14 protein-coding genes are annotated in these 18,416 nt (G+C 63.9%); 5 read left to right on the forward strand and 9 right to left on the reverse strand.

What is annotated here, in order from left to right; genetic code table 11:
• Positions 1-103: 103 nt before the first annotated feature.
• The 3 genes from ABIE20_RS22495 to ABIE20_RS22505 form a co-directional block, all read right to left on the reverse strand.
• On the reverse strand, positions 104-1,441 hold the full coding sequence (locus ABIE20_RS22495) for a DUF1329 domain-containing protein (RefSeq protein WP_429507424.1): 1,338 nt from the start codon (positions 1,439-1,441) through the stop codon (positions 104-106).
• 14 nt (positions 1,442-1,455) lie between these two features.
• Complete coding sequence (locus tag ABIE20_RS22500; RefSeq protein ID WP_429507425.1) at positions 1,456-3,237, reverse strand: DUF1302 domain-containing protein; 1,782 nt, start codon at positions 3,235-3,237, stop codon at positions 1,456-1,458.
• Positions 3,238-3,346: 109 nt separating this feature from the next.
• A complete protein-coding gene (locus ABIE20_RS22505; RefSeq protein ID WP_429507427.1) occupies positions 3,347-4,183 on the reverse strand; it encodes a helix-turn-helix domain-containing protein in 837 nt (278 codons plus the stop codon).
• Positions 4,184-4,280: 97 nt separating this feature from the next.
• On the opposite strand from ABIE20_RS22505, the gene ABIE20_RS22510 reads away from it, so the two are divergent.
• Positions 4,281-5,201, forward strand: a complete 921-nt coding sequence (locus ABIE20_RS22510; protein WP_429507428.1) for a LysR family transcriptional regulator — start codon at positions 4,281-4,283, stop codon at positions 5,199-5,201.
• Positions 5,198-6,208 (forward strand): AraC family transcriptional regulator ligand-binding domain-containing protein, encoded by a 1,011-nt coding sequence (locus tag ABIE20_RS22515; protein WP_429507430.1) that lies wholly within the window; start codon positions 5,198-5,200, stop codon positions 6,206-6,208. Before ABIE20_RS22510 ends, ABIE20_RS22515 begins: the two co-directional genes overlap by 4 nt.
• Positions 6,209-6,213: 5 nt before the next feature.
• Here ABIE20_RS22515 and ABIE20_RS22520 read toward each other — a convergent pair whose 3' ends face one another.
• From ABIE20_RS22520 to ABIE20_RS22540, 5 genes are read right to left on the reverse strand one after another with little or no spacing between them, the layout of a single operon-like run.
• Positions 6,214-7,398, reverse strand: coding sequence for an acetyl-CoA C-acyltransferase (locus ABIE20_RS22520; protein WP_429507431.1), 1,185 nt, complete (start codon positions 7,396-7,398; stop codon positions 6,214-6,216).
• Between the two features lie 15 nt (positions 7,399-7,413).
• Positions 7,414-7,842 (reverse strand): acyl-CoA thioesterase, encoded by a 429-nt coding sequence (locus ABIE20_RS22525; protein WP_429507433.1) that lies wholly within the window; start codon positions 7,840-7,842, stop codon positions 7,414-7,416.
• Positions 7,842-9,005 carry an iron-containing alcohol dehydrogenase gene (locus ABIE20_RS22530; protein WP_429507434.1) on the reverse strand — a complete coding sequence of 388 codons (1,164 nt, stop codon included), beginning with the start codon at positions 9,003-9,005 and terminating at the stop codon, positions 7,842-7,844. The genes ABIE20_RS22525 and ABIE20_RS22530 overlap by 1 nt, the downstream gene beginning before the upstream one ends.
• Before the next feature lie 39 nt (positions 9,006-9,044).
• Positions 9,045-10,808 carry an acyl-CoA dehydrogenase C-terminal domain-containing protein gene (locus ABIE20_RS22535; protein WP_429507435.1) on the reverse strand — a complete coding sequence of 588 codons (1,764 nt, stop codon included), beginning with the start codon at positions 10,806-10,808 and terminating at the stop codon, positions 9,045-9,047.
• Positions 10,805-12,043, reverse strand: coding sequence for a 3-hydroxyacyl-CoA dehydrogenase NAD-binding domain-containing protein (locus ABIE20_RS22540; protein ID WP_429507436.1), 1,239 nt, complete (start codon positions 12,041-12,043; stop codon positions 10,805-10,807). Before ABIE20_RS22540 ends, ABIE20_RS22535 begins: the two co-directional genes overlap by 4 nt.
• Positions 12,044-12,139: 96 nt before the next feature.
• On the opposite strand from ABIE20_RS22540, the gene ABIE20_RS22545 reads away from it, so the two are divergent.
• Positions 12,140-13,033 carry a LysR family transcriptional regulator gene (locus ABIE20_RS22545; protein WP_429507438.1) on the forward strand — a complete coding sequence of 298 codons (894 nt, stop codon included), beginning with the start codon at positions 12,140-12,142 and terminating at the stop codon, positions 13,031-13,033.
• An 84-nt stretch (positions 13,034-13,117) separates the two neighbouring features.
• Here ABIE20_RS22545 and ABIE20_RS22550 read toward each other — a convergent pair whose 3' ends face one another.
• On the reverse strand, positions 13,118-14,536 hold the full coding sequence (locus ABIE20_RS22550) for an amino acid permease (protein WP_045194356.1): 1,419 nt from the start codon (positions 14,534-14,536) through the stop codon (positions 13,118-13,120).
• Between the two features lie 445 nt (positions 14,537-14,981).
• Between ABIE20_RS22550 and ABIE20_RS22555 the strand changes: the two genes are divergently transcribed.
• Together ABIE20_RS22555 and ABIE20_RS22560 are read left to right on the forward strand one after the other, a co-directional pair.
• The gene (locus ABIE20_RS22555; protein ID WP_429507440.1) at positions 14,982-16,403 is read left to right on the forward strand and encodes a PLP-dependent aminotransferase family protein; all 1,422 of its coding nucleotides are present in this window, start codon (positions 14,982-14,984) and stop codon (positions 16,401-16,403) included.
• A gap of 327 nt (positions 16,404-16,730) precedes the next feature.
• Positions 16,731-18,119: an APC family permease gene (locus tag ABIE20_RS22560; protein WP_429507442.1), complete on the forward strand. Its 1,389-nt coding sequence runs from the start codon at positions 16,731-16,733 to the stop codon at positions 18,117-18,119.
• The last annotated feature ends 297 nt before the right edge of the window (positions 18,120-18,416 follow it).

Genomic DNA, 18,416 nt, shown 5'->3' on the forward strand with positions numbered 1-18,416 from the left:
CTGGTGTGCTGACTGGACTGGCCCTATCGCTGGCAAGGCCAGCTCCCACAATAAATCTGTGTACACCTGTCCTGCCGGCGATCGAGCCCGCAGGGCTCGTGTGCTACTTGGCCCAGCGGCGCAATTCCGAAGGGGTGTAATCGTCAGTCCTGGCAGTAAACCCCACCCGCATCGGCGCCTTCTCTTCGTTGCTCAAGCCACCGGCGTAATAACGCCCGGAGATCAGGTCGTACGAAGTCTCCAGCACGTTGTAGGTGAAGTCATGATCATAGTGCTGGATCGCATGCAGCTCGGAACTGCGCCACAACTCGCCGCGGCTGTCGTACTGATCCACCTGGGCGATCTGCCAGCTGTCTTCGTCCAGATAAAACCTGCGCTTGCTGTAGATATGCCGGGCACCGGGCTTGAGCGTGGCTTCGACCACCCATACCCGATGCTTCTCGTAACGGGTATAGGCCGGGTTGATGTGGTTGGGCTTGACCAGTTCATCGAGCTTCACGGCGCGGCTGCCCAGGCGATAGCTGTTGTAGGGAATGTACAACTCCTGCTTGCCGATCAGCTTCCAGTCAAAGCGGTCCGGCGCGCCGTTGAAGCCATCGATGTTGTCGGCGGTGATCAGGCCGTTGCTGTAGCGCGCGCTGTTGTCGTAGGCCAGCATCGGCGCCCGCCGCACCCGCCGTTGCGCCGGCAGGTATTGCCAGGCCGCACGCGGCTCGACGACCTGGTCGACCGGTTCGTGCACCAGCACGGTCTCGCCGGCCAGGCGCGCCGGTTCCAGCACCCGGCTCTTGAACATGAACAGCACGTTGGCGTTGGGCTCAAGGCCGGTCACCGCTTCGGCAAAACTTACCAGCGACTGCGCACGGATATAGCTGACCGCGCCGTTCTCACGCACCAGGGCAATGCTGCTGAAGCGCTCAAAGCTGCCGCCGCGCCAGCGGGTCATGTGGTTCCACATCACCTCCATGCCTTCAGTCGGCAGCAAGAATGGAATACCCCGCGTGTAGTCGTGCAGGCCATTGCCGCCGTCGGCGAGGGTGGTCTTGCTGGCGTTGCTGCGGCTGTCAGCAAGAATCGCGGCGGGCAAACGCGCACTGCGATGGGTCGGGTACACCGGCATCTGGTAGCTGTCCGGGTAGCGCTTGAACATCGCCAGCTGGCCGGGGCTGAGCGCACGTTGGTACTGCCGGAGGTTCTGCGCAGTGATGGTGAACAGCGGCTTTTCACCGGCGAAAGGATCGCTGTAGCCGCCGTTGCCATCAATGCTACCAGCGGCCTTGTCAAGGCCACCGGTCCAGGCCGGGATGCTGCCGTCGGCATTGCCGGCGCGCTCCGAGCCCATGGGCGTAAGGGTCTTGTCCAGGGGGCCGAGGTCTGTGCTCTTGGCCTGGGCCAGGGCGCTGACGCAGGTCAGGGCCAACAACAGGGGATGGATGCGCATTTTTATTGTTCTCCTTAGAAATCGGCCTTGAAGCTGACCGAGGCAAAATCGCGGTCATCAAGGGTGCTGTAGTCGTTGGAGCCGAAGAAGCTGTTGTAGGCCAGCTCCACGCTGTAGTCGTTGAGGTAGTTGGCGGTAAGACTCAGGCCCAGGGCCTGCTGGCCTTCCTGGAACGGCCCGAGCGGGTCGTAGGAATAGCCTTCGACGTCATGGCGCCAGTTGACTGCCGGAATCAGGTTCACGCCGGGCAACACATCGCTGTACTCAAGGCTGGCGCGCAGGCGATAGCCCCAGGACCAGTCGGTGGCAAAGCCCTTGTCGGTGCAGTAGCGGTTGGTCACCCCAGAGGCGACGCTGTTGCAGGCGCTGCCATTGCGCGGTGCGCTGCGGCCAAAGGCGGCATTGCGGCCCAGGCGCTCGTCACCGAGGCTATCGATATGCACCACGCCGACTTCACCGAACAGGCTCAGGCGGGTGGCGCCGAGCACGTTGTCGATGGCCTGGGTCGCCGAGCTGGTCAGTTGCCACACGCCTTTTCGCTCCCAGCCATCCAGGCGATCCCCTGTGCGGTTGTTGAAGCCCTCGGGCAACTGCACCCACGAGTTGCCGGGTGCCCCGGAGACCACCGCCGTGGTGACATCCGGGGCGTTGAAACTCAGCGGCATGTTCGGCCGATAGCTGAGTTCGGCCGCCAGCGACACGCCGCTGTTGGGCTCGACGCCGTTGATGCTCAGCCCGTACAGGCGGATGTTCTCGGGGAAGGCCGCGGCATACGAAGGCCCCTGCCCGCCGCCGGGAAAATTCCCTGGCAGCGAGGTGTTGCGCGCATCGAGGGTCAGGTACGGCAGGCGCGAGTGGTAGTTGATGAAGTACAGCGCCGCCTCGGCATCGTTGAGCGCCGGCAGCATCTGGCGCAGGGCGAAGCCGAACTGGCCGTTGTCGGACGGCGACTCGTTGCCCCGCGCGCTGGCGTACAGACCGCTGGCCTGCATCTGTTGGTCAGTGAGCACCTGGCCCAGGTACAGCGGCCCGCAGCCCGGCTGGATCACATCGCTGCCGGCAAAGAAGGTGCCACAGCCATCGAGCACGCTGGGGCGCCAGTTGTACTGGTAGAAGCCCTCAAGGTTGAGGGTGTCGGATATGCCGAAGCTGAACGAGAGCATTTCCACCGGCAGTTGGCCTTCCTTGATCTCGACCCCGGGGCGGTTGAAGGCGGTGATGTCCAGCGGGTTGATGACGTTGATGCCGTTCTGGATCAACAACGCCTCACCCCACGACAGCACCTGCTTGCCAAGCTTGAAACTCAGCGGATGGCCGGCCAGCTCGAAGTCTTTCCACAGGTAGGCGTCGAGCACTTGCAGACCCTGGAACCTGGCCAGGTCATCCCAGCCGCTGTCGTCGAAATCCTTGAAGCGGCCATCACGGGTTTCATAGGCATGGTCGTACCAGTACTTCAGGCGCACAAAGGCGCCCTGGCCCTGGCCGTCGAGGCTGAAATCGGTCAGGCCCTTGAAGGTTTGCGAGATCGGATCGCCCTTCTTGAAATTCAAGCGATTGTCATCGGCACTCACCCCCGTGCCATCGGCATTCACGCCCTGGGCCTGCAGGGCGTTGGCGCGGGTCATCAAGTGGCGGTCGGGGCTCTGGGTCGACCAGCTGCTGCCCAGGCTCAAGGTGCTGCGGGTGGTGAAACTCCAGTCTTCGTTGATGTCGAAACTGGCGGCCTGGGCCGGTACTGCGCAGGCCGCCAACAGGGTCAGCAGCAAAGGTGATGGGGTTGAGCTTGTTGTTGTCATTATCGAGCTCCAATAGGGATCAAGCTCGATCAAGATGCCCAAGCGCCTGCCGCCACACGCAAGCGGCGCACGACAAAAAACGATCATCAAGGCGTTGCGAAAAATGCCCCTAGGCCGGCTGCAACCCGCTCAGGCGAAACTGCTTGGGCGTGACCCCGAACTGCTTGCGAAAGGCCCGAATGAAATTGCTCGGCTGGCGGTAGCCGAGGCGTTCGGCAATTCGCTCGATCGGCTGGTCGCCCGCCGCCAGCCAATGGCGGGCCAGGTGCAGGCTGTCTTCGCGCTCCTCGGCCAGGCCCGCGCCTTGCCATTGGCGCAGCATGCCCTGATGCAGAAAAGCGTTGGCGCCGGGCAAGGCCAGTTCGAGTGCGCCGGGCGCAAGCTGCAGACTCAACCATGGGCCACTGACCACCGCCACGCCCCAGCCCTGCAACCAGCTTCCTGCCGCCTGCTGCGCCAACACGCTGACCTGAGTGAAAACCTGCGCCGGTGTACGCCCGGCGCGCCGGGCGATGTTGCGCACCAGGCTCAGCACCGCGGCGTCGAGCATGTAGTGATGAGGTTGATGCTGATAGCAACGCAGGTGCAGGTTCGACGCCTCCAGGCTGACCAGCAGGCAGTTGGTTACCAGCGGCAGGTAGCGGATAAAACACTCAAGGCTGTCGCCCACAGTGGCGGCCGAGTCGAGCAGAATGTTCAGCCCCTGCAGCGAATGGGTGGCCATGCCCCGGACCAGCTCGCAACCGAACGCATGACCGGCGCCAGCGGCCTCACACTCGCGCAGCAACTGCTCGACCTGCTCCGCCGCAATCTGGCCTTGCCCATGCAGCTGCGCAGGCTCGATGCCGGCCCGTTGCAGCAGCAGGTTCACAGGCAGCCCGCAGCCCTGGGCGTGAGCGACCAGGGTGCGGGTCAAGGCGGCGCAGACGAAGGGCGAAGCAGGCATGGCAGGTCACGCAAAATGATCAGGCCCTGAGTTATGCCAGCCGCTAAACTATCGATCAAATGCATAAAAAGCATCCACTGCATGCAAGAGGCGCATGATGGACCTTCGACAACTTCGCCACTTCGTTGCCCTGGCCGATTACCGCGGGTTCGTCCGCGCCGCCGATGCCGTCAACCTCAGCCAGCCGGCCTTCAGCCGCAGCATCCAGACCCTGGAACGCGATCTGGATTGCGCCCTGGTCGAGCGTGGCAGCCGTGAATTTCGCCTGACCGGCCAGGGCCAACTGGTGCTGCAACACGCCAGGCGCCTGCTGGCCAGCAGCCAGAGCCTGCACAACGAGCTGCTGCAGTACAACGGCCTGGAAGGCGGCGAGCTGAGTTTCGGCAGCGGCCCCTACCCGGCCCAATTGCTGGTGCCCGAGGCACTGGCGCAGTTCATTCACGACCACCCGCTGGTGCGCGCGCGCTTTCATCAGGGCGACTGGGAGCAACTGGGCGGCTGGCTCAAGGAGCAGCAGATCGAGTTCCTGGTGGCCGACTCGCGCTACTTCAAGGACGACCCGCGCTACCAGGTGCAGGCGCTGCGGCCACGGCGCGGGCGGTTTTTCTGCCGGGCCGGACACCCGCTGGCCGCGCGCGGCGAACTCACCCTCAGCGCCCTGCTCGACTACCCGATCGCCGGCACGCGCATCCCGCCGATGATCCGCAAGATTCTCGCCCGCGCCCAGGGCACCCAGGATTTTGTCACCAGCGTCGAATGCGCGCAGTTCGATGCCATTCGCCGGGTGGTGATGCGCTCGGACGCCATCGGCCTGGCCACCGCCGAAGCCCTGCACGAACGGGTCGAGGCCGGTGAGATCCAGCTGCTGAGCTTCGTCGATGTCAACGCCAACGACCCGGACCTGCAGTTGCAGTACGGCATCGTCAGCCGCGCCGGCGACAGCCTGACGCCAGCGGCGCAGGCGATGATCGAGGCTATCCTCAGTGTCGATCAACAGTTGCTGGTGAGCCGCTCATGAAGCCCGTGCCACCCAATGCCTTTTACGCCCCGACCCTGCTGCCGGCCATTGAGGAACTGCAGCAGCGCGGGGTGAGCCTGGCGCTGATCGAGGCGGTGTTCCGCCGCAGCCTGTTCGAGTTGCGCACGCCGTTCCTGCGCGTGCCGCTGCTGCTGTCGCGGCGCTTCTGGACCCTGGCCCTGAGCGAAAGCCACGACCCGTTTATCGGCCTGGCCGCCGGCCGGCGCTTTGTTTCCACCGCCACCAACGGCCTGACCTACCTGTTCGATGTCGCCGCCTCGCTGGACAGCGCCTGTGCCTACTTCGTCGAGTACTTTCCGTTTTTCAACGGCCATTTCCGCGCCCGCATCGAGCGCGGCAATGGCCAGGTCTGCCTGCGCCTGCAGGACTGCGGCAGCCTCACAGCCACAGCGCCGATCACCGACTACATGCTCACCAGCCTGTGCAGCCTGCTGCGCCGCAAACTGCTGGCCAGCGGCCTGGAGCAGGACCCGATCATCGCCATCGAACTGGCGCACCCGGCGCCGGCCGACACCAGCGTGCATCCGCACGCCTGGCGCACGGCGGTAAGCTGGGGCCATGCCGAACATGGCATCCGCCTTGACCCAGGGGTGTTCGAACAGGCGCTGACACCGGGCAACCAGGCACTGGAACAGCTGCTGGTGGCGCTGCTGCAGCAGACCCAGCGCAACAGCCAGCCGACCCTGCTGGAGCTGGCCAGCGACCACCTGGCCGTGAGCCTTGCCGACAGCAACCGCTGGCCGGCCTTCTGCAGCCGCCAGCACCTGCTCGAACGTACCGCAGCCCGGCGCCTGAAAACGCTGGGCTGGAGTTATACCGAGCTACTGGACGAATACCGCCGCTACCGCGCCGAAGACCTGCTGCAGGGCAGTGAGCTTGAGCTGGTGCAGATTGCCGACCAGCTCGGCTACAGCGACGTGCAGAGTTTTCACCGCGCCTGCCTGCGCTGGTTCGCCTGCGCGCCCGGGGCCTATCGCGGGCGCTGAGGGTTTCAGAGCACTTCGAACAAACCGGCGGCGCCCATGCCGCCGCCCACGCACATGCTTACCACCACATACTTGACGCCACGGCGCCGGCCTTCGAGCAAGGCATGGCCGACCATGCGTGCGCCACTCATGCCGTAGGGGTGGCCGATGGCGATAGCGCCACCATTGACGTTGAGCCGCGCCGGGTCGATGCCCAGGGTCTGCGCGCAATACAGCACCTGGCAGGCGAAGGCTTCGTTAATTTCCCACAGGCCGATATCGTCCACGCGCAAACCGTGCTGACGCAGCAACTTGGGAATCGCCAGCACCGGGCCGATGCCCATTTCCTCGGGGGCAAGGCCAGCCACGGCGATGCCGCGATACAGGCCCAGCGGCCTGACGCCGCTACGCGCCGCCAGCGTCCCGCTCATCAGCACACTGGCACTGGCGCCGTCAGACAACTGGCTGGCGTTGCCGGCGGTGATGCAGCCGCCTTCGCGCACCGGCGCCAGGTTTTGCAGGTCAGCCAACGTCGTGTGCGGACGATTGCCTTCATCCTGGGTCAACTGCACGTCCTGGTAGCTGACCGCCCCGCTGAGCTTGTCGATGACTTTCTTGCGTGCGCTGACCGGCACGACCTCATCGGCAAACAGCCCCGCTGCCTGGGCCGCGGCAGTGCGCTGCTGGGATTGCAGGCTGTAGGCGTCCTGGGCTTCGCGGCTGATGCCGTAGCGCTTGGCGACGATTTCGGCGGTGAGCAGCATGGGCATGTAGGCATGTTCGGCCATGCGCACCACGTTGGCATCCTGCTCGGCCGCTGCGGCCTGCATATGGGCGTTCTGCACCAGGCTGATCTGCTCCTGGCCGGCACCGATAGCCACTTGCATGCCGTCGATCATGATCTGTTTGGCGGCAATCGAAATCGCCATCAGCCCCGAGGCGCACTGGCGGTCGATGGTCTGCCCGCTGACCGACAGCGGCAAGCCCGCCGCCAGCGCCGACAGGCGCGCCAGGTTGGTCGAGGCAGTACCGCTCTGCATGGCGGTGCCCAGCACCAGGTCGTCGATTTCGCCGGGTTCGATGGCGGCGCGCTCGACCGCCGCGCGAATGGCCACGGCGCTCATCGACGGCGCCTTGAAGTCATTGAAGGCGCCGCGAAAGGCCTTGGCAATCGGCGTGCGGGCGGTTGAGACAATTACGGCGTCTTGCATGGCGATGTACTCCAGTCAGTCACAACGCAAACGGCTCAATGCCGCCCGCAGGGGTTCGGGGATAGTTACCGGGCGGTTGCGGGCGCGCTCGACGAACACGTGAACAAAACGCCCCGCCGCGCAGGCCTGTTGCTGGCCAGCCTTGAAGATGCCGAGGCGGTAGTGCACCGAGCTGTTGCCCAGCTTGCTCACCGCCAGGCCCACCTCGATGCGCTCGGGAAAGGCGATCGAGGCGAAATAGTCGCAGCTGGAATTGACCACAAAGGCGATCACTTCACCCTGGTGAATATCCAGCCCGCCCTGCTCGATCAGGTAGCTGTTCACCGCGCTGTCGAAAAAGCTGTAGTAGACGACGTTGTTGACGTGGCCATAGATGTCGTTGTCGTGCCAGCGCGTGGTGACCGGCTGGAAGTGAGGAAAGGCCTCGCGCCCGGGCTGCTCCATCAGAACGCCTCCCGGTAGATCGCCAGGGCATCGGCTTCGCTGAGCTCGCGCGGGTTGTTGACCAGCAGGCGTTGCTGTTGCATGGCATCGCGGGCCAGCTGTTCGAGGCTGTTTTCGGGCACGCCGGCATCGCGCAAACGCGTCGGCAGGCCGCAGCGCGGGCTCAGTTCAGCCAGCTCCTCGATCAACTGCGCCGTGAGGCTGTGCACATCGCCGGCGCGCAAGCGCTCACCCAGCAGCAGCGGCGCCAGTTCGGCATACAAGGGCGCCGCCGCTTCAGCGTTGAAGCGCAGCACGTGGGGCAGCACCAGGGCATTGGACAGCCCGTGAGGGATATGAAAATGCCCGCCCAGCGGATAGGCCAGCGCATGCACCGCCGCCACCGGCGCGTTGGCAAACGCCTGGCCGGCCAGGCACGCGCCGAGCAGCATGGCCTGGCGCGCCTCGCGGTTGCTTGCGTTGTGCACCGCCTGGTCAAGATTGCCCGCCAGCAACTTCAACGCTTCGCGGGCCAGCAGGTTGGACAGCGGATTGCGCTTGAGCTTGCTGGTGTAGGCCTCGATGGCGTGGACCATGGCATCGATGCCGGTCGCAGCGGTAACGGCTGGCGGCAGGCCGAGGGTCAGGTCGGCGTCGAGCAGCGCAAGGTCGGGCAGCAACAGGTTGGAGACCACGCCCATCTTGCTGTGCTCGCCGGTGGTGACGATGGCAATCGGAGTGACTTCCGAGCCAGTGCCGGCGGTGGTCGGCACCTGGATCAACGGCAAGCGCCGGCCACGGGCCTGGTCGACGCCATAGATATCGCTGAGCAGTTGCTGACAGTCCGGGTGCGCCAGCAGCGCCACCAGTTTGGCGACGTCCATGGAACTGCCACCGCCAAAGCCGACGATCAAGTCGGCGTGCATCGCCCGCGCCTGCAGCACCACCTCCAGCACACAGGCTTGCGGCGGATCGGCCAGCACCTGGTCGAACACTTCCACCGCCAGGCCTTGCTGGGCAAAAGCGGGCAGCAGCGGCTCAAGCAAACCCAGGCGGGCAATGCCCGGGTCGGTGACGATCAACACCGCCCGCGCCCCGCGTTCGCGGCACAGGCTGGCCAGGCGCAAGGCAGCGCCGGCTTCGCAGAGGATCTGCGCGGTGGTAGCAAAACTGAATGACTGCATGCGGCGTTCCTCGTTGTTGTTGTGATGTCCGCAGGTAAATCAGAAGGCGAAATCGGTCTCGGGCAGGCTCATCAGGCAGCCTGCGCCAGCCAGCAAGGCCTCGCGATGGGCGCCGGCACGGGGCAAAACTCTGCGCAGGTAAAAGTCCGCCGCCTGCAGCTTGGCCTGGTAGAACGCCGCCTCGCTGCTGCCGGCCGCCAGGGCCGCGCTGGCGCGCTCTGCAGCTTGCAGCCACAAGGCCGCCAACAACACATAGGCCGAGTAGGCGAGAAAATCCACTGACACTGCGCCAATCTCTTCCGGGTCGTGGCGGCAGGCTTGCAGCACCGACTCGCCCAGCGCCCGCCACTGCTGCAGGCACTGCCCTACCCGCTCGGCCATCTGCGGCTGCTGCGAAGCCTGGGCCACCTGCGTTGCCAACTCATCGATCAGCGCATTGAGCTCGCTGCCGCCATCGCCGAGCAGCTTGCGGCGAATCAGGTCCAGGGCCTGGATGCCATTGGTGCCCTCGTACAGCTGAGTGATGCGGCTGTCGCGCATCAGCTGCTCCATGCCCCACTCGCGGATAAAGCCATGGCCGCCGTAGAGCTGCACGCCAAGGCTGGCGACTTCCTGGCCGCAGTCGGTGAAGAAGGCTTTGACGATCGGGATCAGCAAGGCGGCGCGGCGTTTTGCAGCGCTGCAATGGTGTTCAAGATCGAGCTGGCGCGCGGTGTAGGCGGCGAGCATGCGGCAGCCTTCACTCAAGGTCTTCTGGGTCAGCAGCATGCGCCGCACATCGGGGTGGACGATGATCGGGTCGGCGGCTTTGTTCGGCGCCTTGGCGCCGCTGATGGCCCGCGACTGCAAGCGCTCGCGGGCATACACCAGCCCCCCCTGGAACGCCGCCTCGGCAATGCCCAGGCCCTGCAGGCCGACCTGAAAACGCGCGTCGTTCATCATGGTGAACATGCAGGCCAGGCCCTGGTTGGCCTCGCCCACCAGCCAGCCGCTGGCGCCGTCGAAGTTCATCACACAGGTGGAAGCGCCCTTGATGCCCATCTTGTGTTCCAGCGCGCCGCAACTCAAAGCGTTGCGCGCGCCGAGGGTGCCGTCGGCGTTCACCAGCACCTTGGGCACCAGGAACAGGCTGATGCCCTTGACCCCGGGCGGTGCGTCGGGCAAACGCGCCAGCACCAGGTGGATGATGTTGGCGCTCAGGTCCTGCTCGCCGCCGCTGATGAAAATCTTGCTGCCACTGAGCTGGTAGCTGCCGTCGGCCTGGGCCATGGCGCGGGTGCGCAGCAAGGCCAGGTCGGTGCCGGCCTGGGGTTCGGTGAGGCACATGGTGCCGGTCCATTGGCCACTGACCAGGTGCGCCAGGCAGCGCTGCTTGAGCTCGGCGCTGCCATGGCGATCCAGCGCCAGTACCGTGCCCTCGGTGAGCCCGGAGTAAATGCGAAACGACAGCGACGCGGCCATCAGCATCTCGTGAAAACTGGCCGAAACCATCTGCGGGAAACCCTGGCCGCCGAAATCCAGCGGCCCGGTCATGCTGGCCCAGCCCTGATCGACGTAGCGTTTATAGGCCAGGCGAAAGCCATCCGGCGTGGTCACCTGGCCGTCCTGTAATCGGCAGCCCTGCTCGTCGCTGTTGCGGTTCAGCGGTGCGATCACTTCGGCGGCAAAACGCGCCGCCTCTTCGAGTACGCCATCGATGGTTTCACGGTCCAGGCCGTTACCCAGTTGCTGGCAATGGCCACTGACATCGAACAGTTCGTGCAGCACAAAACGCATATCGCGCAGCGGTGCCTGGTAGCTCATGCTCGGCCCTCCTGTACAACGGCAAAATCTTTGCCGGCGGCTGCCAGTCGGGCAATCAGCGGCGCTGGCCGCCAATGCTCACCGAGCATGCGCTGCAAGCGTTCCAGGCGTTCCTGGATCGAGGCCAGGCCCTGGCTGTCGGCCCAGTGCATCGGCCCGCCAACCGCGGCCGGGAAGCCGTAGCCATTGAGGTAGACCCGATCGATGTCGTGGCTGTTGGCGGCGATGTTCTCTTCAAGGATCTTCGCCCCTTCGTTGACCAGCGCCAGCAGGCTGCGCTCGACGATTTCCGGGTCGCTGATCAGCCGGCGGCGAAAGCCCAGGCCGGTAGCGATACGCTCGATCAGGGCATCGACCTCAGGGTCGTGCTCGGCCTCGCGGCTGCCCTCGGCGTACTGGTAGTAACCACGGCCGGCCTTCTGGCCGAAGCGGCCGAGCTCGCACAGGGCGTTGTCGACCTGCACCAGCGGGCTGTCCATGCCCTGCCCGGCCAATTGGCGGGCGCGCCATTCAAGGTCGACGCCGACCACGTCGTACATGCGAAACGGGCCCATGGCAAAACCGAACGCCTGCAACGCGCCATCGACCTGGTGGGGTAGCGCGCCTTCGAGGAGCATCTTGCGCGCCTCGTCGGCGTAGGTTTTAAGCATGCGGTTGCCGATGAAGCCGCGGCAGTTGCCGGCCACCACGGCGATCTTGCCCAGACGCTGGCCCAGGGCTTTGGCCTGTTCGAGCACGGCCGCCGAGGTGTGCTGGCCGCGAACGATTTCCAGCAGCTTCATGATGTGCGCGGGGCTGAAGAAGTGCAGGCCCAGTACCTGCTGCGGGCGCTGGGTGACGGCAGCAATGGCGTCGATATCCAGCGCCGAAGTGTTGCTGGCGAGGATCGCACCGGGCTTGAGGGTGCGGTCCAGGGTGCGGAAGATTTCCTGCTTGAGCTCGAGGTTTTCGTACACCGCCTCGATCACCAGGTCGACATCGGCCAGCGCCGCGTAGTCGTCCACCGCCCGAATGCGCGCCAGGTTCTGTTCGGCCTGCGCCTCGCTGATACGGCCCTTGACCACCTGATGGGCCCAGGTGTCGGCGGCCATCTTCAGGCCGGCAGTGACCATCTGCGGGCTGGCATCGAGCCACAACACCGGTATGCCGGCACTGGCCAGGCTGATGACAATCCCCCGGCCCATGGTACCCGCCCCAACCACCGCAGCTTGCTGCACATCGAACGCGTTGCTCACACCGGCACCCCTGAGTCGAAAAGAAGGATTGCCGACACCCTAAGCAGCTGCCTACTATTTGAGAAATTTCATTTTCATATGTGTGATATTTGCAATATGAATATAAGTACCTTCGACCTCAACCTGCTGCGCATCCTCGACGTGCTGCTGCGCGAGCAGAACGTCTCGCGCGCCGCCGAGCGCCTGGCTCTCAGCCAGCCGACAGTAAGCAACGCCCTGGTGCGCCTGCGCGAACTGCTCGACGACCCGCTGCTGGTGCGCATCGGCCGGCGCATGCAACCGACGCCCAAGGCCCTGGCCCTGGAAGGCCCGATCCGCTCGGCGCTGCAACAGATCGAGCAGACGCTCAATGTCGGTGAAAGCTTCGACCCGCATCTGAGCCGACAGACTTTTCGCATTGCCATGACCGACTTCGTCGAGCAGTTGTGCATGCCCGGCCTGCTGCGCCGCCTGCAGGAGCGCGCGCCGAACCTGCGCCTGGACATCGCCCCGCTGGCGCCGAGCCTGCCGGTGGATGCCCTCGACCGTGGCCAGCTGGACCTGGTGCTGGGGCGCTTCGATGAGATTCCGGCGCGCTTTGCCCGCCATCACTGGCGCAACGAGACCTTGCAGATTGCCCTGCGCAAGGAGCATCCGCTGGTGAACGGCGCACTGGACCTCGACACGTTTTTGCGCCTGCGTCACCTCTGGGTGCATGGCGGGCAGACCCGTGGCATGGTCGATCAATGGCTGGGGGAACAAGGCCTGGCGCGGCAGATTGTCTACACCACGCCCAACTACCTGCAGGCGGCGCACCTGGTGGCGGCGTCGGACTTGTGCGTGGTGCTGCCGACGCAACTGGCACGCCACTTCGCCACGCTGCTGCCGTTGCAGCTGCATGACTTACCGCTTGCGTTGGAGGCGTTCGAGCTTGAGCTGGTGCACCTGGCCCAGCGCGGTCAGGACCGGGCGCTGGGCTGGCTGGTGGGGGAGATTTTGCGGGTGGTTTGAGGGCCTCATCGCTGGCAAGCCAGCTCCCACAGGTCCTGCGTACAACATAAATCCTGTGGGAGGCATTGCCGGCGATCAGATGTTTCAGGACAGCGCTTTTTTCGCCGCCCGCACGTGCAATACCGCGCCCATCAGGGCCACGACAATCGCCGCCGCACCGGTGGAGAACACCAGCACCTGGTAGTCCGGCACAAACGCCATGGTCACCAGGCAGCCGATGATGAACACGATCACCAGGTAGGTCAGCCACGGGAACAGCCACATTTTCAGGCGGATCGGCTTGCCTTCGGCTTCCAGCTTGCGGCGCATCTTCAGTTGCGAGAAGGCGATCACCAGGTACACCAGCAAGGCAATCATGCCGGTGGTGTTCATCAGCACGTCGAGCACGTCTTTCGGGCGCAGGGTTTCGCTGAAGTTGATCAGGGCCACGAACACCGCCACCGAGCACGAGCCGATGATCGAGAACACCGGCACGCCGGTACCGGCACGGGTGATCTTGAAGAACGACGGCGCATCACCACGGGTCGACAGCGAGAACAGCATGCGCGAGGCGGTGTAGTGCGCCGAGATCAGGCAGCTGCTCACCGAGGTCAGCACCACGAAGTTCATCACAAACTCCGCACCGGGGATGCCCAGCAGCTCCAGGGTACGACGGTACGAGCCGTAACCCGAAGTGCCCATCAGCGGGTCGTTCCACGGCACCAGGGCGACGATCAGGAAGATCGAACCGACGTAGAACAGGCACACCCGCCAGACCACCGAGTTGGTCGCCTTGACGATCTGCTCCGACGGGTTCTTCGACTCGGCGGCGGCGATGGTAACGATTTCGGCGCCGAGGAAGGCGAACATCACCCCGAGCATGGCCACCACCACCGCCTCCATGCCATTGGGCATGAAGCCTTGCGCGGTGAGGTTGCTCAGGCCGTGGACTTCACCGGTGGGCCACAGGTTGACCACCGCCAACCCGCAGACCACCAGGAAACAGATGATCGCCACCACCTTTATCAAGGCGAACCAGAACTCGAACTCGCCGTAATGCTTGACGTTGAAGAAGTTGACGCTGATCAGCACCAGGGTGGTGGCCAGAACGAACACGTTGACGCTGATCGACGGGAACCAGCCGTGCAGAATCTTGCCGGCGACGTAGGCTTCCCAGGCCATCAAAATCACCCAGAACCACCAGTACAACCAGCCGATGGTAAAGCCCGCCCAGCGGCCGATGGCGCGCTCGGCATAGGTGGAGAACGAGCCGGTGTCGGGCGAAGAAGTCGCCATTTCACCGAGCATGCGCATGATCAGCACCACCAGGATGCCGCCGGCCAGGTAGGCCAGGATGGCCGCGGGGCCTGCGCTGTGAATCACACTGCCAGAGCCGACGAACAATGCGCCGCCGATAACCCCGGCGATCGACATCATGGTCAGGTGGCGAGACTTGAGCGAAGCGCTGAGCTTGCTCTCGTGCTCCACCTTCGCTGTGGAAGTGGATGTGGATGTTGCGTCCATCAGTAGCTACCTCGTGTTCTTTTTATGCAAGGAAACTCGAGAGACCGCCTGCTACAGCGGTCTCACCCATTCGAATCGGTAAAGGTGCGGGCAGCCGTAATCGCCCGGCCCAGGTCATGGGTCGGCGACGCTGCTCACAGGGCCAGCGGATTACCTCTGGTCGGATTGAACGGTGCAATGGCGCGATGGCGGGTCAGTGCCATCTGTGCGCAAGGAGCGGTTGGGCGGTGCCCAAGGGTGAAAGCATCAGTGTCATTGTGATTATTCATACTGCTTCAACGTGCTTTAGCTAGCGATAACAGACCCCTAATGTAAAAATGTCCGACACATAGAGCCATGCACAGCGCGATGAAAAATCCACTGCACTGTACAGGCCGCCGATGCAGTACACCGCGATTTCCTGCAGGCGCCCGGCGTTACGCACACCTGAAGGCACAGCTTCCCCATGCTTGAATTACGACCCGACGCATCGCCCCCGCTGGTCAACCAGATCATCAACGGGCTGCGGGAGTTGATCGAGAACCAGACCCTCAAACCCGGTGCCAAGGTGCCCTCGATCCGGGCCTTCGCCGCCACCTACTCGGTCAGCACCTTTACCGTGGTCGAAGCCTACGACCGCCTGGTCGCCCAGGGTTTGCTGGTCAGCCGCGGCAATGCCGGGTTCTTCGTCAACCGCTCGGCCGTCGAGCTGATCGAAAGCCAGGCCAGCGAGCCGGCGCCGGGCAAGCCGGAATTCAACTCCGAGTGGTACCTGCAGCAAATCTTCGAAAGCCGCCAGCTTGCGTTCAAGCCCGGCTGCGGCTGGCTGCCCAACGACTGGATGTTCGAAGACGGCCTGCGCCGGGGCATGCGCCAGGTTGCCAGCAGCGTGCTGGAACTGAGCGGCTACGGCGACCCCATGGGCCTGCTGGAACTGCGCACCCTCACCGCGCAGAACCTGCAACAGGACCTGCGCATCGTCGCCAACCCCAACCAGCTGATGCTCACCCACGGCGCCAGCCAGGCCCTGGACCTGGCCGTGCGCACCCTGGTACGCCCCGGCGACGTGGTGCTGGTCGACGACCCCGGCTACCCCAACCTGATGAGCATTTTGCGCTTTCAGGGCGCGACCTTGCTCGGTGTGCCGCGCACGCCCAACGGCTACGACCTCGACCACCTCGAACGGCTGCTCGAACACCACCGGCCGACGGTGTTCTTCACCCAGCCGCACCTGCACAGCCCGACCGCCTCACGCACGCCGCTGGCGCAACTGCACCGCCTGCTGCAACTGGCCACGCGCCACGGCTTTCGCCTGGTGGAAAACAACCTCTACGCCGACATGATCAACGAGCCGCTGCCGTGCCTGACCAGCCTCGATCACCTGCAGCAGGTGGTGTACGTCGGCAGCTACTCGAAAAGCATCTCGCCGAATGTGCGGGTCGGTTTCATGCTGGCCAACCCCGAACTGATGCAGCAACTGCTGCAACTGAAAATGCGCTCGGGCCTGACCACCTCGCAGGTGATGGAACGGGTGGTGTACGCGGCCATCACCGACGGCCGCTGGCGCAAGCACCTCAAACGCCTGCGCCAGCGCCTGGCCGAGGCGCAGCAGCAGGTCAGTGAACAGCTCACGCGGCTGGGTTTCGAGCGTTTTATCGAAGGCGACGAAGGCATGTACCTGTGGACCCGCCACCCGGCCATCGCCGACAGCGCGGCGCTGGTCGACGACGCCCTGGAGCAAGGCATCATGCTCGGCCCCGGGCAGTTGTTCATGGTCGATTCACAAGCGACCGGCTGGATGCGCTTCAACGTGGCGTTCAGTACCGAGCCTGCGTTGTGGGAGAAGCTTGAGAGGTTGCTGGTCAAGCATGGGCGGCGCGGACAGTAATGCCTGGCGCTGCAGCATGTGTGGGAGTTGGCTTTGCCGACGATGGGCTGCGTAGCGGCCCCAAAGACGCCCGGTACAACAGAAGATCACCGATAAAAATCGGCAACCTGCAACGTCCGCTAAAGGACCGTCTGTTTTTATAAACAGCCAAAATTCACCGAAATAAGCAGAATAGAGCCTTGTAAGCAAAAATATAGGCACAAACTCGACCCACCCCTGAAACACCTTGTGAAAATTTAATTGACACACATCTGTCACTCTTCTTATTTTCCCTCCCTGCCTCACCTTCATAAAAATAATTTCAAACCCTACGGGCAAGCGCCATCCATGCCAGTCTCTTCGCGTGCAGCACACCAGCAGAACACAGGAACGGTTCTCGACTCCGCAGCGGACGCACACTTCAAAAAGACCCTGAAACTCTGGCAGGTGGTCATCATCGGCCTGGCCTACATCGCACCCATGACCGTGTTCGATACCTTCGGCATCGTCTCCGGCATCACCAATGGGCATGTGCCTAGCGCCTATGTGCTGGCGCTGCTGGGCATCCTCTTCACAGCGGTCAGTTATGGCGTGCTGGTTCGGCGCTTTCCCGAGTCAGGTTCGGCCTATACCTACACGCGCCGGGCAATCAACCCGCACGTGGGCTTTCTGGTCGGCTGGTCGTCGCTGCTCGATTACCTGCTGCTGCCGATGGTCAACGCCCTGCTGGCCAAGCTCTACCTGTCGGTGATGTTCCCCGAGGTGCCGGCCTGGGTCTGGGTGGTCGGCTTCGTCACGGTGATGAGCCTGATCAACATGCGCAGCATCAACCTGGTGGCCAACTTCAACACCCTGTTCGTCGCCATCCAGGCGCTGATCATCGGCGTGTTCATCTACCTCACCGTGCGCGGCCTGCACAGCGGCGAAGGCCTCGGCACTTCGTGGAGCCTGCTGCCGTTTGCCGATCAAGCCACCCACTTCAACGCCCTGGTCGCCGGCGCCACCATCCTCTGCTTCTCCTTCCTGGGTTTCGATGCGGTGACCACCCTGTCGGAAGAAACCGAGAACGCGCAGAAAGTCATCCCACGGGCGATCTTCCTGATTGCCTTGATCGGCGGCCTGGTGTTCATCGTCGTGTCCTACTACATCCAGGCGTTTTTCCCGACCATGGACCGGTTCCAGGACCACGAAGCGGCCCTGCCGGAAATCGCCCTGTATGTCGGCGGCAAGCTGTTCCAGTCGATCTTCATCTGCTGCACCTTCATCAACACCCTGGCCTCGGGCCTGGCTTCGCAAGCCAGCGTGTCGCGCCTCTTGTACGTCATGGGCCGCGACAACGTCATCCCGCGGCGCTACTTCGGCCGCCTGCACGGTAAATGGAAAACCCCGGTGATCAACATCGCCATCGTCGGGCTGATCTCGCTGTCGGCGATTTTCTTCGACCTGGTGACCGCCACCTCGGTGATCAACTTCGGCGCGCTGGTGGCCTTCAGCTTCGTCAACCTCTCGGTGATCGTGCACTGCTACCTGCGCGAAGGCTGCAACAAGACCTGGCTGGACAAGTTCAATTACCTGGTGGTGCCGACCATTGGCTTTTGTATCATCGCCATCCTCTGGCTCGACCTGGACAGCCATTCGCTGGTGTTTGGCGGGGTGTGGGCGACGCTTGGGGTGCTGTACCTGGCGTACCTGACCAAAGCCTTCAGGGTCGCACCGCCCAGCTTCATTGCCGAGTAACTGCCCGTAGGAAACAGCCCGTCGATACTGACGGGCTTTGTGCATTCAATAACCCGATAGAACAAGGACGCCACCATGCTGCTGCGCCGCCTGCTGATTCAATGGAAGATCACTTTGCTCGCCGGCCTGTGCCTGCTGGCCATCGTGGTGGTGCTGATGGCGGCCACGCTGATGCAGTCGAGCCGCAGCGCCGCCCTGGTCAACACTGCCAACACGCAGATGCTCGACCACAACGCACGGCTGCGCCTGCACACCGCGGCACAGCTGCAGGCGGCGAACATCCAGCGCTACTTTCGC

It is taken from the genome of Pseudomonas sp. 2835 (genome assembly GCF_050435905.1).
Taxonomy (GTDB): domain Bacteria; phylum Pseudomonadota; class Gammaproteobacteria; order Pseudomonadales; family Pseudomonadaceae; genus Aquipseudomonas.

Bases quoted from the DNA above. Each gene is read 5' to 3' on its own strand.
- ABIE20_RS22495 (WP_429507424.1), bottom strand. From the start codon at position 1,441: ATGCGCATCCATCCCCTGTTGTTGGCCCTGACCTGCGTCAGCGCCCTG.
- ABIE20_RS22500 (WP_429507425.1), bottom strand. From the start codon at position 3,237: ATGACAACAACAAGCTCAACCCCATCACCTTTGCTGCTGACCCTGTTG.
- ABIE20_RS22505 (WP_429507427.1), bottom strand. From the start codon at position 4,183: ATGCCTGCTTCGCCCTTCGTCTGCGCCGCCTTGACCCGCACCCTGGTC.
- ABIE20_RS22510 (WP_429507428.1), top strand. From the start codon at position 4,281: ATGGACCTTCGACAACTTCGCCACTTCGTTGCCCTGGCCGATTACCGC.
- ABIE20_RS22515 (WP_429507430.1), top strand. From the start codon at position 5,198: ATGAAGCCCGTGCCACCCAATGCCTTTTACGCCCCGACCCTGCTGCCG.
- ABIE20_RS22520 (WP_429507431.1), bottom strand. From the start codon at position 7,398: ATGCAAGACGCCGTAATTGTCTCAACCGCCCGCACGCCGATTGCCAAG.
- ABIE20_RS22525 (WP_429507433.1), bottom strand. From the start codon at position 7,842: ATGGAGCAGCCCGGGCGCGAGGCCTTTCCTCACTTCCAGCCGGTCACC.
- ABIE20_RS22530 (WP_429507434.1), bottom strand. From the start codon at position 9,005: ATGCAGTCATTCAGTTTTGCTACCACCGCGCAGATCCTCTGCGAAGCC.
- ABIE20_RS22535 (WP_429507435.1), bottom strand. From the start codon at position 10,808: ATGAGCTACCAGGCACCGCTGCGCGATATGCGTTTTGTGCTGCACGAA.
- ABIE20_RS22545 (WP_429507438.1), top strand. From the start codon at position 12,140: ATGAATATAAGTACCTTCGACCTCAACCTGCTGCGCATCCTCGACGTG.
- ABIE20_RS22550 (WP_045194356.1), bottom strand. From the start codon at position 14,536: ATGGACGCAACATCCACATCCACTTCCACAGCGAAGGTGGAGCACGAG.
- ABIE20_RS22555 (WP_429507440.1), top strand. From the start codon at position 14,982: ATGCTTGAATTACGACCCGACGCATCGCCCCCGCTGGTCAACCAGATC.
- ABIE20_RS22560 (WP_429507442.1), top strand. From the start codon at position 16,731: ATGCCAGTCTCTTCGCGTGCAGCACACCAGCAGAACACAGGAACGGTT.